Below are 19,254 nucleotides of genomic sequence, written 5' to 3' on the forward strand. Positions count from 1 at the left end.
ATGAGCAGCGAGCTCACCGTGAGCGCGCAGGCCAGGCCGCAGACGATGCGGCGCGTCACGCGGCGCCAGCTGCCGTGTGCGAGCAGCGTGCGACGGCACACGTCGGGCTCGACAAAATGGGCTCCAGAGGTTTTGTCATTGCGCTTGGGGGTCGTGAACAAGGCGGCCATGGTTACTCCCATCCTCATAGGGCCTATGCGATTAAGCCCAGCATATCTGCAGGATGTAGCCGGCGGTAGTGCCGTTTGGAGGGCAAAATGTCCAAAACTTGGGAAGCAAAACATCGCGCGTCTGTGCGTTGCCTGGCTTTAAAAGAAAAGCGCGGAGCCGCTCGATGCGACTCCGCGCTTTGGTGTTCTGTTTTAGCAGACTATGCCGTTACGCTACGAAGAAGTAGACGAGGAAGGCGAGAGCTGCGATCCACATGAGCGGCTTGATCTTGGAGGCCTCGCCCTTAAAGAGCGCGACGATCACGTAGGCGATAAAGCCTAGGCCAATGCCGGCAGAGATGGAGTAGGTGAAGGGCACGCCGGCGACAATCATGAACGCCGGGAAACCCTGCGACACGTCGGACCAGTCGATCTCGGAGGCCTCGCTCATCATGAGGTAGCCGACGTAGACCAGAGCACCGCAGGTGGCGGCGCTGGAAACGATGGTGACGATGGGGGAGAAGAACGCGGCGAGAATGAACAGCACGCCGGTGGTGACGGAGGTGAGGCCCGTGCGGCCACCGTCGGCGGCGCCGGAAGTGGACTCGACGAAGGTGGTGATGGAGGAGACACCCATGAAACCGCCCACAGCAGCGGCGGCGGAGTCGACGATCAGGATCTCCTTGATATTCTCGACGTTGCCGTCGTCGGTGAGGAACTCGCCCTGCTTGGCCACGGCCATCGCGGTGCCCATGGTGTCGAAGAAGTCACTCATGAGCAGCGAGAACGAGATGACGAGGAGCGCGGGGTCGGTAAGGACCTTGACGATGGCGGGCACGCCGCCGGCGTCGGCGATGGGGCCACCGATGCTCGAGAAGTCGAGCGGGGCGATGATACCGGTCGGAGCCTGGGTCACACCTAGGGGGATACCGGCGATGACGGCGACGACGATGCCGATGAGCAGCGAGCCGGGGACGTTGCGGCAGGCGAGGGCGACCGTCACCAGGATGGAGATGATGCCGACGATGAAGGTGGGGGAGGTGATGTCGCCCAGACCGACGAGTGTACCGGCGCCAGCGGTGATAATGCCGGCATCGCACAGGCCAATCATGGCGATGAACAGGCCCAGACCCACCGAGATGGCGTGACGCAGGACAACCGGGATGGCGTCCATGATGGCCTCGCGCAGGCCACAAAGCACGAGCAGCAAGATGACGATACCCTCGAGGAAGATGACGCTCATGGCCACGTGCCAGTCACCGCCGCAGACGGTGGTGGCGATTCCAGCGATCATCGCGTTGACGCCTAAGCCCGACGCGCAGGCGAGCGGGCGGTTGGCGAAGATGCCCATGCAGATGGTCATGATGCCGGCGCCCAGGCAGGTGGCGCAGGCGAGCGCTCCCGCATCGATGCCGGCGCCCGAGAGCACCGCGGGGTTGACGGCAATGATGTAGGCCATTGCCAGGAACGTTGTCAGTCCAGCGCGAAGTTCGGTCCCGATTGTGGACTTGCGCTCGCTGACGTGAAATAGTTCGTCCATGCATACCCTTTCCTTGTTCGGCCCCGAGTTTAGGCCGATTGACACGAACTCACCCACTATAGCCCCTTTACGACGCTGTTGTTCCTCGCATGTTGATGTTCGGCGCTTTGTAGCAGACGGACGGTATTTTTCGCATGAAAATGTGTGGGTACCGTATACTTAAGCGGTTACAACGACCCCTATGGAGGAACGTATGATTAAAGAGCTCTGCCACGACGAGGCTATTCTGTCCCAGCGTTGCGAGGTCGCGACCGTCGAAGACGAGTCGGTCGCACAGGACCTGATCGATACCATCAAGTCGCTCGACGATGCCGGCTGCCTTGCCGCCAACCAGATCGGCATCACCAAGAAGGTCTGCGTCTACCTGGACGATGCCGGCGAGTCCCATGTGCTCTACAACCCCCGTCTGGTGTTTGGCCTGGGTGCCAGCAAGATGGAGGAGAGCTGCCTGACGCACGAGGAGATCACCAAGTCCACGCGCTACATCAAGTGCAAGGTTGCTTTTGACCAGATCGTCGACGGCAAGATGCGCGAGCGCAAGCAGGACTTCGTCGGCTTCGAGGCACAGATGATCCAGCATATGATCGACCACTGCCTCGGCAAGTTGGTCTAAGGGGTCAAAGCACCGCACCTTGCCGCTCAATCGTCGCTCGCGTACCTTAAGTACGCTTCGCTCCTCTTTCGTGGCAATCTGCGGCACTTTGACCCCTTAGACGACCTGCGGGGTTAACTTGGTTGAGTTTATCCTGCTTGAATAGCCCGGGCGTGACATTGTTGTCATGTCCGGGCTTTTGTGTTTAGCCCCTTTTTGTTTGGAGACAATAACCTTAGCAAGAACGTAAAGCTAGGAGGCGCCATGTGTACGAGCATTCGATTTACCGATAATTCTGGCCACATGTATCTAGGCCGCAACCTCGACTGGAGCTTTGACTATGGCCAACAGGTTCGCGTGATGCCTCGCGGGTTTCACATTCCGTATTCGTTTATCGACGACGCGACAGCGGCACACGCGGTGATCGGTATGTGCATCGATTACAAGAACTATCCCATGTTCTTCGACTGCGGCAACGATGCGGGCCTCGCCGTGGCGGGTCTCAATTTCCCGGGTTATGCCGAGTATGCCGAGGACCCTGTCGACGGCAAGACCAATATCGCAGCCTATGAGTTTCCCCTGTGGGTGGCAGCGACGTTCTCGACGGTCGATGAGGTCGAGGCCGCGCTGCGCGACACGGTGATTGTCGCCAAATCTGCCGGAGAGGGGCTGGGCGTGTCGCTGCTCCATTGGATTATCGGCGACAGCCAGCGTAGCATCGTGGTCGAGATGATGGCTGACGGCCTGCATGTATACGACGATCCGGTCGACACCCTTGCCAATCAGCCCACCTTCCCGTGGCACATGGAAAACCTGCGCACCTATATCACGGCCACAAGCGATTTTCCGCAGACGGCGACATGGCGTGGCGCCGAGCTCAAGCCCTATGGTGCGGGTGCCGGCATGCGCGGTATTCCGGGTGACTGCTATTCGCCGAGCCGTTTTGTAAAGGCGGCGTACCTCAATGCCAATTACCCGCAAAAGGAGAGCGAGACCGAAAACGTCGTCCGCATGTTCCGCTCGCTCGAGGGCGTGGTGATGATCGAGGGGGCGTCCAGGATGGGCGATGGCAAGTTCGAGAAGACTATCTACACCGGATGCTTTAGCGCGCGCACGGGCAATTATTACTACGCGATGTATGGGGATCCGTCGATTCGCTACGTGAGCCTGATGGATGCCGAGGGCGCAAGCCCCGATAGGCTCGTGGTTCCCGAGCCGCGTCGTTCGTAGCCGTTAGCTTTACTGCAATGCAAAGCGGCCCTGCGTCTCTCGTGAGGTGCAGGGCCGCTGTCGTTGATTTATGACGTCGCTAGAAGTTGGCGTCGTTGAGCTGGGTGCTCTCGAGTCCGTCGAGTTGCTGTTGCTCGGGCGTATCGGCGACGCTCTCGAGCAGCTCGGTGGGATCGACGTTCATGCTCTTGCCGGCCTCGTTGCCGTTGACCAGGTCGTCCGAGAAGATGTCGACTTCCATTTCCTCGGCCTCTTCAATCTGAACCTCGAGCGGCACCTGGGTGCGCACGAGCTTAACGGCCGGGCGCATGCGGGCAAACAACGGCACGTACTCGATGATGATGGCAGAGTTCTCGAGACCGTACCAGCGCGCCGGGCTTCCGCAAGCGCGGCGGACGGCGTACTTGATGGCCATCACGCGGTGGTCATTGCGGTTGATGTCCGTTTCGGGGGCAAGCATCTTGCGCAGCATGCAAAAACGGAAGTCGCCCACGTTGCCGCGTGTCTCGTAGATGGAGTAGGTGTGATGTTGCGGCGGCAACTCACCCGATGCCATCAGGTCGCCAACGATCTGGCGCAGGTAGGCGTTGATGCGCTGATTGACCTTAAAGCCCAGGTCCAAGCGTACGCGGAACAGGAAGTCTGTGCCAAAGGTCTCGACGGAATACTCGTGCGTATAGGGTTCGTCGGTAACGTGCACGTTAATGAACCAATATGCCTTGGCGCGCTTGGGATGCTTATCCAGGATGGAATAGAGCACGTCGCGGTCGAGTGTGAGCGGGTCGGGGCTGTTGGTGAGAAATACCAGATTGTCGGCGAGCACGGGATAGGTCTCGTCGTTGCGCAGGCGGTTGAGCTGGTCGATGTACTTGGAGACGGGCAGCAAAATCGTCTGCGTGCGCTCGATGGCGGTGCCGCGGCGCCACACGTACATAAGGCCAAACAGCAGTGCGGCCAGGAAGATCATGACGTAGCCGCCGTCAAAGAACATGGTGAGGCACGAGGCGAAGAAGCACAGCTCAATGGCACCAAAGAGCAGGGCGAAGACGCAGGCACCCAGCCTGTGCTTGAGGATGCCGGCGATGTAGCTCGTCAAAAGCGTCGTGGTCATGAGCATGGTCACGGTAATGGCGAGGCCGTAGGCGCTCTCCATGCGCTCGGAGTTTTGGAACAGCAGCACGATGAAGATGCAGCCGACCCACATGATGTTATTGACGAGCGGAATATAGAGCTGGCCCTTGGTGTCGCTGGGGTAGTGGATGCGCAGATGCGGCATAAGGTTGAGACGCGTTGCCTCGGATACCAGCGAGAACGAGCCGGTGATGAGCGCCTGCGAGGCAATGATGGCCGCCACGGCCGAAAGCACGATGGCAAAGGGGCGCAGGGGCTCGGGGAGCATCATATAGAACGGGTTGACGATATCCATCGCGAGCAACTGGGGATTGGAATTGTTGGCGAGCAGCCAAGCGCCCTGACCCAGGTAGTTAAGGATAAGCGCCGCTTTAACAAACGGCCAGGATGCGTAGATGTTGGCCTTGCCCACGTGGCCCATGTCTGAATAGAGCGCCTCGGCGCCGGTCGTCGACAGGAAGACGAAGCCGAGCACCATGATACCCGAGTGGTTGATGGGCGAGAACAGGAACATGACGCCGCGGATGGGGTTAAGCGCGCGCAAGATGGACAGGTTGCCGAGCATGTTGAATAGACCGGCGCCTGCCAGGAACAGGAACCACAGCGTCATGAGCGGACCGAACAGCTTGCCGATTGACGAGGTGCCAGCGCGCTGCATGGCAAACAGGCCACAGATAATGATGATGGTAATAATGATGACGTTAGTTTGCCCGTCACCCAACAGCGCGTGGCCCCACTCGATGGTGCGCAGACCCTCGATGGCCGTGGTAACCGTGACGGCGGGGGTGAGGATGCCGTCGGCGAGCAGTGCCGCACCGCCGATCATGGCGGGGAGAATCAGCCACGGTGCCACCTTGCGTACCAGGCTAAACAGGGCGAAGATGCCGCCTTCGTTGTGGTTGTCGGCCTTCATGGCGATTACCACGTACTTGACCGTGGTCACGAGCGTCATGGTCCAGATGACGAGCGAAAGCGCGCCCAGGATCATGTCCTCGCTGACGGTACCGATGCCGCCGTTGTTGGCGACGATTGATTTCATGGTGTACATGGGGCTCGTGCCGATGTCGCCATAGACGACGCCGAGCGTTACGAGCAGCATGCCAGCGGAGAGGGGGATGGCTCCGTGCCCGCCTTGACCACGCTGGTCTTGGGGGTTTGCCTCCAGTTTGTTGTGTGCCACGTGGACTCCCTTAGACATCAGGTTGTCTGTCTAGGACAGATAATCTTTATGCCGTCTTTATACATACAAGAGCAGTTTGGCACATCAGGTTATTTTAGACAATAATCCCCAGCTGGGGATTATTTATGTACGTAGGTAGCATTTCAAAACAGGGGCTTTTAAGCACGTGCTGTCTGGGCTATGCCAGCCTTGGCGCTTGCGCGTTTGCCGGCGAGTTCGCAAAAAATCGCGCCGCCGATGATAAGCGCGGCACCCATCAGACGGACCGGTGTTATGGCTTCGCCCAAAAGGACGGCGGAGAACACGACCGCCGAAAGCGGCTCGAGGTAGCCGACAACGGCGACGGTCTGCACAGGCAGTTTGGCGACGGCGCTAAAGTAGAGCAGGCAACCAATGCCGGTGTTGACGACGCCGAGCATGACGACGGCGCGCCAATCGATGCCTGCGGCGACGCCGGCGGACAGGAATGAGGGTGCACCCTGCGTGATGAGCGTGAGGACCAGCGCGGTCACAAAGGCGGCACTCACCTGGAGCGTGGAGTTCTCGAGGCCTTCGATGTGTGGCGCGCCCTTGCTAGCGATGACCATCAGCGCATAGCAAAATGCCGAGGCGATGCCGCAGGCGATACCTGCAATGGGCATATTGCCGCCTAGACCTTGCGCTGCAATGAGAAAAGCACCGCAAGCAACGGCGATAAAGCCGGCGATTTTGCCGCCGGTCAGCTTTTCGCCAAAGATGAGCGGGGAGAGTGCCATGACAATGATGGGGCCGCAGTAGTACAGCAGCGAGGATACGCCGACGCCGATCGTCTGGTAGGCGCGGAACAGAAAAATCCAGCTGGCGCCCAGCGCAGCTCCCGAGAGGAGGAGGGCTGCGGCTTCGCGGGGGCGAGATGGCGCCTGCAACTTATGGCGTTGGGTGATGGCGAGAATGGTGACAAGCGAGAGTGCGCCCAAAAACGTGCGTAGTAGCACGATATCCGAGCTCGGCAGCGCGATGGCGGCGGCGATGATGCCGTTGGAGCCAAACAATAGCAATGCTGCTAAGTACGTAAACAGTCCGTTGTTCATGCGCTTCCGTCCCTTCTATATCCGAGCATGTTCACTATGGGTGAACTGGCTTTAGAAGAAAAGCGAATATAATGCATGGATAACATGACAAAAACTCATGCAAAAGTGGAGGGGTGTCGTGGAAACGAATATTCAAAAGATGCAGGTGCTGCTCGAGACCGTGCGCGCCGGCAGTTTTACGCGCGCCGCCGAGCGCCTGAGCTATTCGCAGTCGGGCGTGAGCCGCATGGTGGCCGATCTTGAGGCCGATTGGGGCTTTAAGGTGCTCGACCGCAGTCGCGAGGGCGTAGTACTTTCTGCCGATGGACGGCAAGTTATGCCTGCGGTTGAGGCGTTATGCGAGGAGTTTGGCCGCCTGCAGCGACGCGTGGATGAGATGCGTGGGCTCATGCGCGGCAAAATCTGCATCGGTACGTTTTCGAGTGTGGCGACCCACATGCTGCCGCCAGTGATTGCGCGCTTTCGCGCCGATCACCCGGACGTCGATTATGAGTTGCTGATGGGCGATTACTCAGAGATTGAACAATGGGTGGCTGAGGGTCGTTGCGACCTGGGCTTTATCCCGCGTGAGCCACGAGAAAACGGCATGGCATCGCGGTCTTTGGTGCGCGACGAGTTGATGGCGGTAGTGCCGGCAGATTCTTTGCTTGCCACGGCGGGGGTCGTCTCTCTTGCCGATTTGGCCAACGAGCAGTTTATTCTGCTAGAACGAGGTACCGATGACGAGATTACGCCGCTGTTCCGTCGGGCGGGGCTGACGGTGCGCTCCAAGCTGTCGACCTGGGATGACTATGCGATTATGGCCATGGTTGAGGACGGCCTGGGCGTGAGCATTCTTCCCGCGCTCATCTTGCGCCGCTGTCAGTTCGATGTTGCCGTGCGCCCACTCGAGGGACATCCTCATCGGCAGATCAACGCCATATATCGAACGGCCGACGTTTCGCTTGCCACTGCTCGATTCCTTGAATACCTCTAAACGCGTGCATGTCATTGTCCGCTTTGGGCAAATCTCGGAGTTCGGTACGTTTTCTTATGAAATTGAACTTTCGAATGAGGCGCGGCGCTATACTGCTTGCTAAATTGAACCCCGGTTCAATTCGTGTTCTATAAATTGAACTTTGCCAGCAAGGAGGTTCCTGTGGCCCAAGAGACGTTTAGCGATCGCCTGCGACAGGCTATGTCCGATTGCGGCGTTCGCCAGTCGAACGTGATCCGCGCATCGGAGATGCTCGGCAAAAAACTCGGCAAGAGTCAGATGAGCCAATATGTGAGCGGCAAGACGATCCCGCGACGCGATGTGGCCGAGCTGCTCGCCCGTATTTTGGAGGTCGATGTTACCTGGCTGCTTGCCGGCGACGCCGATCAAAGCGAGGCATCATCACCCCGCAACGATTCCAAGCCCGAACCCCATCCCTCAGCTCAAATTGCAAGGAGCACCACCATGCGTACTTTTTCTAAATCCACCAAGCTCGATAACGTCCTGTATGACGTGCGCGGTCCCGTCGTCGACGAGGCTGCCCGTATGGAGGACGAGGGCGAGCGCATCCTCAAGCTCAATATCGGCAACCCGGCGCCCTTCGGTTTCCGCACGCCCGATGAGGTCATCAAGGACATGCGCCAGCAGCTGCCCGACTGCGAAGGCTATTCCAACTCGCGTGGCCTGTTCTCCGCGCGCAAGGCGATCATGCAGTATTCGCAGATCAAGGGCCTGCCCAACGTTCAGATGGAGCATATCTACACGGGCAACGGCGTGTCCGAGCTCATTCAGCTTTCGATGAACGCGTTGCTCGACAATGGCGACGAGATTCTGATCCCCAGCCCCGACTATCCGCTCTGGACGGCGTGCGCAACCCTTGCTGGTGGTCATCCCGTACATTATCTGTGTGATGAGCAGGCGGATTGGTATCCCGACCTGGAGGATATGGAGTCCAAGATCACGAGCGCGACCAAAGCCCTCGTCATCATCAACCCTAACAACCCCACGGGTTCCGTCTATCCGCGTGAGGTGCTCGAGGGCATCGTTGAGGTTGCGCGCAGGCACCAGCTCATGATTTTTGCAGACGAGATTTACGACCGCCTGTGCATGGACGGCTATGAGCACGTCTCGATTGCCTCGCTCGCTCCCGATCTGCCCTGTGTCACCTTTAGCGGCCTTTCCAAGTCGCACATGATTGCGGGCTATCGTATTGGCTGGATGGTGCTTTCGGGCAACCAGCGCTGCATGAGCGACTTCATCATGGGTATCAACATGCTCTCCAACATGCGCCTGTGCTCCAACGTGCCGGCTCAGTCGATCGTTCAGACGGCACTCGGTGGTCATCAGTCCGTTAACGACTACATCCGTCCTGGCGGCCGTGTCTACGAGCAGCGCAACTTTGTGTATGAGGCGCTCAACAAGATTGACGGCATCTCGGTGGTTAAGCCGCGCGCGGCGTTCTACATCTTCCCCAAGATGGATGTGAAGAAGTTCAACATCACCGATGACGAGCAGTTCGCCCTTGACCTGCTGCACGAGAAGAAGATTCTGATCACGCGCGGCGGCGGCTTTAACTGGGCCGAGCCCGATCACTTCCGCATCGTGTACCTGCCGCGCATGGAAGTACTCAAAGAGTCCCTTGAAGACCTCGCCGACTTCTTTGACCATTACCGTCAATCATAACGACAGAGATAGTCTGTCATTTAACGGGCGGCCCGTAACAGATTCGGGTCGCCCGTTTTCTGTTAAAGCTCGCGTTGTCAGCGTCTCGATCGTTTGGGCGAGTGGGAATCGCGTGTGAACGGAAAACTATATTCCAAAATGGAATACAGTGTGCTTCAACTGGAATTGATGTCCGTGTGTCCGCTTTTTTAGAATGTTCTCGACAAGATGAAAGGCGGTCCCCACCAATGATTATCGATGCAAATTCCTACTGGTTTGACGAGCGCATCTTCCATGACGAGACACTCTGTGAACAGTTTTTGGCCGAGGTGCCCCGCGCTTACGACACCGAGGGCTACCTGACCGTAAGCCCCACGGGCAAGCGACAGATTGTGATCGAAAAGCCCGCTGGCTTCCCAGGCCTCAACTATATCGAGGGAGACTACACCCTTGAGAAGCGTCTGGCAGACATGGACGAGGCGGGGGTCGATAAAGCGATTCTCAAGCTCCCCGGCTGCCATGAGTGGATGTCGCTCGAGATGTGCCGGCGTTTCAACGACGGTATGGCTGCTGACGCGAAGGCGTCAAGTGGCCGTCTGATTCCGCTTGTCGCCGTGCCGCCCTTTGGCACCAAAGCGAATTTGGAGGAGCTCGACCGCAGGCTCGACGATGGTTTTGCGGGTGTGCAGCTCTGCGCTCACTACGGCAAGCGCTATCTCGACGACCAGGTCTTCTCGAGCTTTTTCGAGCACCTGAACGAACGCCATGTCACCGTTTACGTGCACCATGTTCCCGTGCCGGTCGAGAACGAATCGCTTCTCGCGTACGACAACCTTCGCCGCTCTTATGGCCGCTGCGTCGACCAAACTACGGCGATCGGCCGAGAGATCTTTGGCGATTTCTTTGAACGCTACCCCAATATCAAGATGGTCCACTCCATGCTCGGCGGCGCATACTTTGCGTTTAAGGAGATGCTGCTGCCTCATGGTCCCAAGCGCCCTGATGCTTCTGGCCGTTTTCAGGTCGATACCGAGACCGTTTCCAGGCGCCTCGAGAACAACATCTATTTCGACATGTCCCATGCTCAGCCTTGGGGCAAGACACTCCTTGCCTGCGCGGTTGACGTGCTGGGTGCAGACCATATTGTTTTTGGCACGAGCTATCCCGTTAAACGCGAGTGGCTCACCGAGGGTGTCGCCTGCGTTCGCGCTGCAAATCTGAGCGATACAGACAGCGACCTTGTGCTTGGCGGTACGGCGCAGCAACTGTACGGTGTCGAGTGAGCGGCAATCAGAGGGGAGTATCTGCCATGGACGAAGGAGAGATGAGGGCTGGGGCCGCTCGTGTGGCCATCGATCTTGGGGACGTGTTGCCGTTCGACGGTTTCGACGAACTCCGTCATGAGGTCTTCGCCCGTGCCCTTATCATCGAGGGGACGGGGCGACGCGCCTGCGTCCTTTCGCTTGAGGTCACCTCGATCGCTCCGGCTCTACTCGCCGATCTGCGTGAGGTTGTTGAGGATGCCGCCAATTGCAGCGGTGCTTATTCTTGGGTGGTTCCTACCCACACGTTTTCCATGCCTCACGTCCGCACTCCCGGGCATCTTGCCGACGATGCTACCCGCAATCGCAACGAGCGCTATCGCGCAGCGCTCGTCGCTGCCGCCCGCACGGCTGTCGAGCGCGCTGTTGCGGGCATTCGCTCTGCCACGCTCGCCGCTGTGGAGGGCGAATGCCCCGTGAACGTTAATCGCGACATTGAGACGCCTGCCGGCTGGTGGTTGGGCTCGAATCCCAGGGGGTTTGCCGACCACACGATGCCCGTACTCGCCATAAGGGATGCCGGGGGCGAGTATGTTGCCGTGCTCGCGACGGCGGACGTTCAGTCCTCTGTGCTCGACGGGTCGCGCGACTCCGAGGGGAGGCGCATGGCGAGCGGAGACCTCTTTGGTTTTGCCGCCATGTCACTCGAGCGCGAGCTGGGCGGCGTTGCCCTGTTGCTGCCAGGCGCCGCGGGCGACCAAGGTCCGGCGGAGCGCGCCATGAACGTCATGTTCGATGCGGCCGGCGTTAAGCAGACGGTCGATGCCCATGAGGACGGATACCGCATGCTGCACCAGCAGGGGCAGGCCTTGGGCGATGCTTTGATCGAGGCCGCTCGCATGGCGCGTAAGGATGACGCTACCGGCATCGGTGCCCGCACGGTCGACGTTCTCCTGCCCGCTCAGACACGCGCCGATTTTCACTCTTTGGCTCCGCACCGAACGTATGAGTTTCATGCCGCTGGCGAGCAGCGCACGAGGGTCTATCTACTCCGGCTGGGAAACGTCGAGCTTGTCGGCGTACAACCCGAGGTCTCGAGTGCATTCGGCGCCACTGTGCGCGCCGCTCGGTCCGGCTCTGTGTTCTTTGCCACGCTCGTCAACGGCGGACAGAAGTACCTGCCGGCCCCCGATGCGTACGAGAAAATCACCTATGAGGCCATGAACTCCGGCTTTGCCGCCGGCTCCCATGAGCGCCTCCTCCAAACCATCCTTGCCGCTTTGAACGCGGCGCGACAAAAAGGAGAACTTGCATGAATATCGGACATGCACGCCGCAAGATTACCCCGCAAGGCGACATCTATCTAATCGGATACCGTAACCTCCCCAACCGTCTGGAGCCTGCGACAGGCGTCCATGACGACGTCTTCGCCAACGCGATTCTTTTCCAACAGGACGACCGCGAAGTTTTTCTCTTCAACGCCGATGTTCTCGAGTTTGAGGAGAGCATGGCCGAGGAGGTTAAGACGATGCTCGCCGAGCGCTACGGAATCGACCGTGACTGCATTCTGCTCTCCGCGACGCACGACCACACTTCGATCGTCGCCTACCATCGCAGCTGGTGGACGGGAAAATTCAACGAGGACTACTATCGCTGGTTCCTCGATACCATCTGTCAATGCTTCGAAGAGTGCCGCGCCAACGCGCGACCTGCGACCTGTCGCATGGGCAAAAAAGTCATCACCGGTTTCTACGACAACCGCATCATTCCCGGTGAGCTTGCCGACAATGAGGTTATCGTGGTGTCGTTCTTCGATACCGAAGGCAAGCCATTTGCGGGCTTTGTGAACTGGGCGGTGCATTCCGCTTGCGTCGGACCCGACTGCACAGAGCTCACGAGCGAACTCGCCGGTCTTACCGGCAAAAAGCTCGCTCAGAGTCTTGGTTACTATCCGGCCATGGTCGTCGGTGCTGCTGGCGACTGTAGCGACCGCAATTTTCGCCAGGGACGCGGCATTCCCGAGGTTGAGCGTGTTTCGACCGGTCTTGCCGAGGCGATTTCCCAGATCAAGCTCGATTGCGAGGTCGTTCTTGATCGCATCGAGCCTCAGACGTTCTATCACACCGTTGCCCGTGACGACTTTTCACTCACGCTTAAGTGTGCCGTCATCAGTCTGGGCGGCTTGCATCTCTTTGTGTTCCCGAGTGAACTCGGCAGCGACCTGGGCATTCGCATGAAGCGCGAATGTCCGGTCGAGGGAATAGTCTGCGGTTACACCAACGGCTATTTTGAGTATTTCCTTCCGGCACGCGAGTACGGCCTCTCCTTTGAGACCGAGCGTACTCAGATTCCCCAGGGCGAACCGGAACGTCTGTGTGACAAGTTCTGCCAGACGACGAGACTTCTCGGCGCAGCAGATTCGCGTCTGTAGGCCTGATTGCGTGATATGGGCCAATGAGGCTCATTGCCATGTGATCGGCATCTTTCATCTTCTCTGCCGTTCCCCATCCCGGGCGTACGTGCGTCCGCGGATTTCAAAGGGGGAAGCGGGTTCCTTGCCCTCCCACGTCGACTACGGAGGCATGAAATCGATGCTATACCCCGCTCAGAAAAAGGAGAATTCCATGAAATACCAGAAGCTTTGCGATGAAATCATCACAAAGGTCGGTGGTCGAGACAATGTGTTAGACGTGAGCCACTGCATTACGCGTCTCCGCTTCCACCTCAAGGATGAATCGCTCGCCCAGACCAATGAGCTTAAGGCGACGAAGGGCGTCGTTGACGTCATCCAGGCCGGCGGACAGTATCAGGTCGTGATTGGTGCCACTGTCGAGGCCGTCTACAACGACCTCGTTCAGATTGGCGGGTTCGACTCCAAACCCGCGCTCGATATCGATGAAGGCGACGACGTCAAAAAGAGCGATCCATTCTCGCGTCTGCTTGCCATCATCTCCGAGATTCTGCAACCGGTTCTTGGCGTGCTTATGGCCGGTGGCTTTATCAAGTCGATGCTCGCGCTCTGCACGGTTGCCGGTTGGCTTGCCAAGGACAGCAATACGTATGTGACGCTCTCGGCAATCGGAGATTCGGTCTTCTATTACTTTCCGCTAATCATTGGCTGGACGTCGGCCAAGAAGTTCGGACTTAAGCCCGTTATGGGAATGGCGCTCGGCGGTATCCTCGTCTACCCGACGCTCGTTGCCCTTATGGGCGGAGATCCGCTCTACACGCTCGGCGCCGGTACGGTCTTCGAGTCCAATGTCTACGGTGATATTTTTGGCATCCCGCTGATCATGCAGAATTACTCATCGACGATTCTGCCTGCGATCTTTATCGTCTGGATTGCCTCCAAGGTGCACAAGGCCCTTTCTAACGCGCTGCCCGCGCTTGTGAGCTCGTTCTTCTCCAACATCCTGACGCTCCTCATTTGCGGCATCCTTGGCCTGCTTGTGGTCGGTCCGGTCATGACGGTCCTCTCCAACATCGTTGCCCAGATCATCTTGATGCTCATCAACTTCCAGCCCGCCATCGCCGGCTTCGTCATCGGCACGTTCTGGAGCCTGCTCGTCATGTTCGGCCTGCACTGGGGTATCATCCCGCTGTGGTTCCTCGATGTCGCAACCTACGGCTATGACCTCATTAATCCGCTCGTGTATGCAGGCGGTTGTGCCATCGCCGGTGCTGTGCTTGGCATGATCATCCGAACCAAGGATTCCGAGGAAAATGCTGCCGTCAACATTCCCGCCCTTGTCTCTTCGATTTTCGGTGTCAACGAGCCTGCGCTTTACGCCATCTTGCTGCCGCGTAAGCGCCTTATGTGGGCAACCTTTATTTCCGCTGGTGTAGGCGGCGCCATCGCCGGCCTCATGGGTGCCAAACTCTATGCCTTCGGTGCCTCCGGCCCGCTCGGTTTTCCGAGCTTTATTAACCCTGCCGGCATCGACATGGGCTTTATCGGCCTTGTCATCTCCGGTGTGGTCGCTTTCGTTCTGGCTCTTGTCGCCGCTATGGTGATCGGTACCAGGAAGGACGAGGGCGGTAAGGCGCTCAACATCTCGGTGGACTAGTCTGTCTGCGCACTTTAACTAAATATGCCTCGGACGGCGACGTGCCGCCCGAGGCATATTTGTGTTTTGTGCCGTTGTCAGCGTGTTTGCGGACACAAGTCTGCGGTTGTGGAGCAGCGGGGATTATGACGGTCGTGCCGCGGTGGAAGACGCACGGTCGCCCTGCAGGAGCTGACGGTAGGGGAGGAAGCCGATGAACGAGACGACCGCCTGCGAGTGCGCGGCGTTCCGCTTGAGGTAGAGCCTGACCTCGGAGGTCGTCGCGGGCTCAAGCGGCACCAGGGCTACCTTTCCGCTGGCAAGCGATTCCGCCGGCTTGCGCATGAGGAATGAGACGCCGGCGCCGCGTGCGACAAGAGAGATGATGTTCTCGGCTCGTTTGCCGGTGAACGTAACGCGTGGGCCAAATCCAGCTTCGCGACAAAGGGAAAGGACGAGCTCGCTTACGAACGAGCCTTGGGGAAGCATGAGGAAATTCTCGTCGATAAGGTCGTCTATCTCGACGGTGTCACGTTCGGCGAGCGGATGGTCGAGCGGAAGGACGGCCACGAGCCGGTCGGTCGTAAAGGGAATCTTTTTGAACTCCGGCTCGATGGCGCCACTGTCACGGATGAAGGCCAGGTCAATGTCCTCGTGCAGGAGCATGCGCTTGAGTGTGTCGCCCTCGCCCTCGATGAGCTCGACAGAATATGAGGGGTTCGCCTGCTGAAAATCGATGACGGCGTCCGTGATCCCATAAGGGGCCATAATGGGGATAGAACCTACGGTGAGGTGCTCGAGCGGCTCACCTGCGCCTATTTGAATGGCGGCAAGATAGCGGTGCTGAAGCGTCGCAATTTTTTGCGCATAGGGGAGGAGCGCTTCACCTTGCGCGGTGAGTGTTACGTGGCGCTGGCTTCGATCGATGAGCTTGCAGCCGAGTTCGTGCTCCATTGCCATGATGTGCTTGGAGAGGGTTGATTGCGACATGAAAAGCAGTTCCGCCGCATCAAGAAACGTGCGTGACTGCGCTAAGATGGCGAATTCGCCAAAGCGGCTGATATCCATAGGGAGGCCTCCGGTACCCTCATTTTGGCAGGTGGCCTAAACCACGACGCCATTGCAGTGGTCGATTTCGTGCTGGATGATTTCGGCGGTGTAGCTCGAGAAGTTTTTGATGCGGTGGACGAAGTTCTCGTCTAAATACTCAACCTTAATGCGGCGATAGCGGGTACAGGGACGCTCGCCGATCAGCGAGAGGCATCCTTCGCTCGTCTGATAGGCATTGACCTGCTCAAGAATTTGAGGGTTGTACATCAGGAGTGTCCTGTTGCCGTCCTTTACGCAGATGATGCGCTTGCGCACACCGATCATGTTGGCGGCGAGCCCCACGCACTCGTGCTCATGCTCGTGGAGTGTATCCAGGAGGTCCTGCCCGGTCGCGGCATCGTCGGGTCCCGCGTCTTCGGAAGGCAGGCGCAAAAAGAACTCGGATTTCATGATGGGCTTAATCATGGCGGGCTCCTCATGTCTTATGCTTTCGTGGACTTTTAATAATAGCGCGGAAGGAAAGCTGTGCGTCCGCGTTACAATCTTTCGACGTTGGACCATGTTGCCAGATTCGTCGTGTACGGCGTTTGGCGTAAGTCTAGGGCTCATTTTTCGCCCTGGACTGTTCCTCTGGGGCGATGCGACTGTCGTTCCAAGAGGAAGGAAATGCATGGGGAGCAAATCTCAGCAACAAGTTCAAGCAACGCCATCGGCTACTGCGGCGATTCTCGTCGTAATGTATATTGCAGCCTTTGTTGCCGCGTTTAACGAGAACATCATTAACGTGGCGTTGCACGACATTATGGCGGCCTTTTCGGCGAGTGCTACCACGGCGCAGTGGCTCGTCTCGGGCTACATGATCGTGACGTCGATCTTTACGGCCATCATGGCCTTCCTGTCCGGCCGTTTCTCAACGCGCAAGCTGTTATTTTTCGCATGCGGATGTATGGTCGCCGGCGAAGTCCTGTGTCTGATCGCTCCGTCGTTTAGCGTTTTGCTGCCAAGTCGTATTTTGCAGGCTGCGGGATCGGGCATCTTGTTTCCGCTCATGATGAACGTGGTGCTGTCTTGCGCCCCGCGCGAGAAGCTCGGTCTGTATCTGAGCCTGGGCGGTGCCTGCATTACGCTAGGGCCGGCGTTTGGACCCGTAATCAGCGGTCTTATGTGCACGTTGTTCGGCTGGAGGGCGGTGTTCGTAGTGCCGCTGGTGGGCGGTATTGTGGTCGCTGCGGCGGGCGTTAAGCTTGTTCAAAATGTCGGAGAGCGCTCGAACACCACGCTTGATATTCTGTCGGTTGTTTTGCTCGCCGCCGGCATTACGGCATTTGTGTATTCCGTAGGCGAGTTCTCGACCAATCTGATTGCCGGCATCGTGACGCTTATCGCCGCCATTGTGCTGCTCGGCCTGTTTGCGGCCCGCCAGCTCAAACTCGAGCATCCGGTGCTTAACGTGCGTCCCATGGCGAGCGTTCGTTTTTGGCCTGCGTGCCTGCTTGTGGTGGTGTCGATGATGACGACGTTCTCGATGAGCGTTTTGTTGCCGCTCTATTTTGAGGGCGCATACGGCATGACCGCACTTGTTGCGGGCTTGCTCATTTTGCCGGCGATTGCCTGTAACGCCGTGACCTCGATTGTGGGCGGACGCGTGATGGACGCCCGTGGCGCATGGCCGCTGCTGCCGGTCGGCTTTGCCCTGATTGCCGTGGGGCAGACTGCCATCTCGATGACGGCGGCGAGTATGAACATCGGCGTCGTTGTGGCGCTGACCGTTGTGGTGTATGCCGGAGTCGGTTTGGTGCTGAGCCCCTCGCAAACGGCCGGCTTGGAGACGCTGCCTGCCGCTGAGCATCCCCACGGAACGGCATTGCTTAACACGTGGAACATGATTGCCGCATCGTTTGGCCCATCGCTGTTTATCGGTCTGCTCTCGAGTTCTGCTGCGACCGCCGGCGCAGCTGGCGCTGCGACCGACGTTGCCCAGGCGATTGGATTTGCAGCTGCCGTGCGTGTGGCGGCTGTGATTGCCGTGGTCGGGTTCGCGACGTCGCTGGTGTACGCTCATCGCGAGTCGCACATGTCGCATTAATGTGTGCACATAGATTCTGCAGCTAGATTGGATGGCGACACCATAAACTAATGGACGTTTTGCCGAGAGGCATGAATGTTTAAAGCGCAAAGAGTGCGCGACGGGCCCCGCGAATGGGGCGATGATGCCCGAGAGGGCCAAGAAGGAGTCTCATGTCCGAGAACGAAGAGATCATGAACGAGACCGAGAACGAGACCATGGCTGCCGAGGTCGAGGCAGTCGAGACCGTGGAGACCGAAGCTGCCGAGGTTGAGGCTGCTGACGAGGTTTCCGCCGAGGAGGAGGCCGAGGTTGTCGAGGCCGCCGTTGATTACGATGACGAAGAGCTGATGGACAAGATGCAGAAGGCCGCCCGCCTGCTGCGTAGCCGTCGCTTTGCTATTTCTAAGGAGGAGGAGGCCAAGGCCGAGCGCATGGCGAACATCGAGCGCGCCATCAAGCTTCTTGACCTCAAGCCCAAGATGGAGCAGAAGGAAATGTCCGACCTGCTGGGCATGCGCCTCCGTGAGCTCGATGGCCTGATGGCCGAGGCCGAGGCTGCCGATCTGGTCGGCCGCATCGACGACGCCGAGGGCGATATGCGCAAGATCGTCGTCTTCGCTGCCGAGGATGCCGCTGAGGGCCTGGTCGAGCTTGCCAACAAGAAGGAGAAGCTCCTGCCCGAGCTTTCTTACGAGGAGGCCACCGAGCTGATGGCCGCTCTCGATAAGGTCATCGCTCCGCTTGTCGCCATGGGCCTGGACGAGGACCGCGGTCCTCGCGGCGGTCGTGACGACCGTGGCGGTCGCGGTGGCGATCGAGGCGGCCGTGGCGGCTTTGGTGACCGCGGTGGCCGTGGCGGCGACCGTGGCGGTCGCGGTGGCGATCGCGGCGGCCGTGGCGGCTTTGGTGACCGTGGCGGCGACCGTGGCGGTCGCGGCGGCTTTGGCGGCAACCGTGGTGGCTATGGCGATCGCGGTGGCAACCGTGGCGGCTTCGGCGGCAACCGCGGTAACGACCGCGGCGGTCGCGGTGGCGATCGTGGCGGCCGCAACGGCGGCGGCTTCCGCGGCAACCGTTTTTAGTTACGGCGTTTTACCAAACGCCGTAACGGCTCGGCGCTGCAAACCCGCCAGAGCGGCAATCTGCCTTTCAACTTCGGCGGCATGACCAGAAGGTCAATGCCGCCTTGTTTCAAGGCACCTTGCTCGCTCTGGCGGGCTTTCGCTCATATGACCCAATCCGCTGTCAAGAGCCACAATGGCCCCGCCGACCGCTTGCAATCGGTCGGCGGGGCCTGC

General features: G+C 58.9%; 15 protein-coding genes. 10 read left to right on the forward strand and 5 right to left on the reverse strand.

Translation table 11 applies throughout. The features are described from left to right. Window positions 1-378: 378 nt before the first annotated feature. The gene (locus FGQ67_RS07750; protein WP_138341126.1) at window positions 379-1,689 is read right to left on the reverse strand and encodes an NCS2 family permease; all 1,311 of its coding nucleotides are present in this window, start codon (window positions 1,687-1,689) and stop codon (window positions 379-381) included. A gap of 193 nt (window positions 1,690-1,882) precedes the next feature. Here FGQ67_RS07750 and FGQ67_RS07755 point away from each other — a divergent pair, with 193 nt between their 5' ends. Further along, window positions 1,883-2,302 carry a peptide deformylase gene (locus tag FGQ67_RS07755; protein WP_138341128.1) on the forward strand — a complete coding sequence of 140 codons (420 nt, stop codon included), beginning with the start codon at window positions 1,883-1,885 and terminating at the stop codon, window positions 2,300-2,302. 243 nt (window positions 2,303-2,545) lie between these two features. After that, window positions 2,546-3,511, forward strand: coding sequence for a choloylglycine hydrolase (gene bsh, locus FGQ67_RS07760; protein WP_138341130.1), 966 nt, complete (start codon window positions 2,546-2,548; stop codon window positions 3,509-3,511). A 79-nt stretch (window positions 3,512-3,590) separates the two neighbouring features. Here bsh and FGQ67_RS07765 read toward each other — a convergent pair whose 3' ends face one another. Together FGQ67_RS07765 and FGQ67_RS07770 are read right to left on the reverse strand one after the other, a co-directional pair. Continuing rightward, entirely contained in the window at window positions 3,591-5,840 is a 2,250-nt protein-coding gene (locus FGQ67_RS07765; protein WP_138341132.1) for a KUP/HAK/KT family potassium transporter, read from the reverse strand. A gap of 140 nt (window positions 5,841-5,980) precedes the next feature. Further along, complete coding sequence (locus tag FGQ67_RS07770) at window positions 5,981-6,892, reverse strand: DMT family transporter (RefSeq protein WP_138341134.1); 912 nt, start codon at window positions 6,890-6,892, stop codon at window positions 5,981-5,983. A 118-nt stretch (window positions 6,893-7,010) separates the two neighbouring features. Between FGQ67_RS07770 and FGQ67_RS07775 the strand changes: the two genes are divergently transcribed. From FGQ67_RS07775 to FGQ67_RS07800, 6 genes are all read left to right on the forward strand, one after another. Beyond that, window positions 7,011-7,868 carry a LysR family transcriptional regulator gene (locus tag FGQ67_RS07775; RefSeq protein ID WP_249934427.1) on the forward strand — a complete coding sequence of 286 codons (858 nt, stop codon included), beginning with the start codon at window positions 7,011-7,013 and terminating at the stop codon, window positions 7,866-7,868. A gap of 201 nt (window positions 7,869-8,069) precedes the next feature. Further along, complete coding sequence (locus FGQ67_RS07780) at window positions 8,070-9,551, forward strand: aminotransferase class I/II-fold pyridoxal phosphate-dependent enzyme (protein ID WP_138341156.1); 1,482 nt, start codon at window positions 8,070-8,072, stop codon at window positions 9,549-9,551. Window positions 9,552-9,778: 227 nt separating this feature from the next. Beyond that, window positions 9,779-10,813 (forward strand): amidohydrolase family protein, encoded by a 1,035-nt coding sequence (locus FGQ67_RS07785; RefSeq protein WP_138341138.1) that lies wholly within the window; start codon window positions 9,779-9,781, stop codon window positions 10,811-10,813. Window positions 10,814-10,839: 26 nt separating this feature from the next. Continuing rightward, window positions 10,840-12,108 (forward strand): hypothetical protein, encoded by a 1,269-nt coding sequence (locus FGQ67_RS07790; protein WP_138341140.1) that lies wholly within the window; start codon window positions 10,840-10,842, stop codon window positions 12,106-12,108. Further along, entirely contained in the window at window positions 12,105-13,223 is a 1,119-nt protein-coding gene (locus FGQ67_RS07795; protein WP_138341142.1) for a neutral/alkaline non-lysosomal ceramidase N-terminal domain-containing protein, read from the forward strand. Before FGQ67_RS07790 ends, FGQ67_RS07795 begins: the two co-directional genes overlap by 4 nt. A 193-nt stretch (window positions 13,224-13,416) precedes the next feature. Then, window positions 13,417-14,859, forward strand: coding sequence for a PTS transporter subunit EIIC (locus FGQ67_RS07800; protein ID WP_138341144.1), 1,443 nt, complete (start codon window positions 13,417-13,419; stop codon window positions 14,857-14,859). Window positions 14,860-14,982: 123 nt separating this feature from the next. Here the strand turns inward: FGQ67_RS07800 and FGQ67_RS07805 are convergent, their stop codons facing one another. Both FGQ67_RS07805 and FGQ67_RS07810 read right to left on the reverse strand, forming a co-directional pair. After that, a complete protein-coding gene (locus FGQ67_RS07805) occupies window positions 14,983-15,906 on the reverse strand; it encodes a LysR family transcriptional regulator (protein WP_138341146.1) in 924 nt (307 codons plus the stop codon). A gap of 36 nt (window positions 15,907-15,942) precedes the next feature. Beyond that, window positions 15,943-16,353, reverse strand: a complete 411-nt coding sequence (locus FGQ67_RS07810) for a peptide deformylase (protein ID WP_138341148.1) — start codon at window positions 16,351-16,353, stop codon at window positions 15,943-15,945. Window positions 16,354-16,558: 205 nt separating this feature from the next. Between FGQ67_RS07810 and FGQ67_RS07815 the strand changes: the two genes are divergently transcribed. Both FGQ67_RS07815 and FGQ67_RS07820 read left to right on the forward strand, forming a co-directional pair. Continuing rightward, a complete protein-coding gene (locus tag FGQ67_RS07815; RefSeq protein ID WP_138341150.1) occupies window positions 16,559-17,974 on the forward strand; it encodes an MFS transporter in 1,416 nt (471 codons plus the stop codon). Between the two features lie 152 nt (window positions 17,975-18,126). Further along, window positions 18,127-19,038: a hypothetical protein gene (locus FGQ67_RS07820; RefSeq protein ID WP_035137032.1), complete on the forward strand. Its 912-nt coding sequence runs from the start codon at window positions 18,127-18,129 to the stop codon at window positions 19,036-19,038. Window positions 19,039-19,254: the final 216 nt, after the last annotated feature.

This window comes from Collinsella aerofaciens (genome assembly GCF_005845035.1).
GTDB classification, from domain to species: domain Bacteria; phylum Actinomycetota; class Coriobacteriia; order Coriobacteriales; family Coriobacteriaceae; genus Collinsella; species Collinsella aerofaciens_I.

Coding starts and splice junctions, on each gene's coding strand:
- FGQ67_RS07780 (WP_138341156.1), top strand. CDS start 8,070: ATGTCCGATTGCGGCGTTCGCCAGTCGAACGTGATCCGCGCATCGGAG.
- FGQ67_RS07755 (WP_138341128.1), top strand. CDS start 1,883: ATGATTAAAGAGCTCTGCCACGACGAGGCTATTCTGTCCCAGCGTTGC.
- FGQ67_RS07770 (WP_138341134.1), bottom strand. CDS start 6,892: ATGAACAACGGACTGTTTACGTACTTAGCAGCATTGCTATTGTTTGGC.
- FGQ67_RS07810 (WP_138341148.1), bottom strand. CDS start 16,353: ATGATTAAGCCCATCATGAAATCCGAGTTCTTTTTGCGCCTGCCTTCC.
- FGQ67_RS07820 (WP_035137032.1), top strand. CDS start 18,127: ATGTCCGAGAACGAAGAGATCATGAACGAGACCGAGAACGAGACCATG.
- FGQ67_RS07785 (WP_138341138.1), top strand. CDS start 9,779: ATGATTATCGATGCAAATTCCTACTGGTTTGACGAGCGCATCTTCCAT.
- bsh (WP_138341130.1), top strand. CDS start 2,546: ATGTGTACGAGCATTCGATTTACCGATAATTCTGGCCACATGTATCTA.
- FGQ67_RS07805 (WP_138341146.1), bottom strand. CDS start 15,906: ATGGATATCAGCCGCTTTGGCGAATTCGCCATCTTAGCGCAGTCACGC.
- FGQ67_RS07750 (WP_138341126.1), bottom strand. CDS start 1,689: ATGGACGAACTATTTCACGTCAGCGAGCGCAAGTCCACAATCGGGACC.
- FGQ67_RS07815 (WP_138341150.1), top strand. CDS start 16,559: ATGGGGAGCAAATCTCAGCAACAAGTTCAAGCAACGCCATCGGCTACT.
- FGQ67_RS07765 (WP_138341132.1), bottom strand. CDS start 5,840: ATGTCTAAGGGAGTCCACGTGGCACACAACAAACTGGAGGCAAACCCC.
- FGQ67_RS07795 (WP_138341142.1), top strand. CDS start 12,105: ATGAATATCGGACATGCACGCCGCAAGATTACCCCGCAAGGCGACATC.
- FGQ67_RS07800 (WP_138341144.1), top strand. CDS start 13,417: ATGAAATACCAGAAGCTTTGCGATGAAATCATCACAAAGGTCGGTGGT.
- FGQ67_RS07790 (WP_138341140.1), top strand. CDS start 10,840: ATGGACGAAGGAGAGATGAGGGCTGGGGCCGCTCGTGTGGCCATCGAT.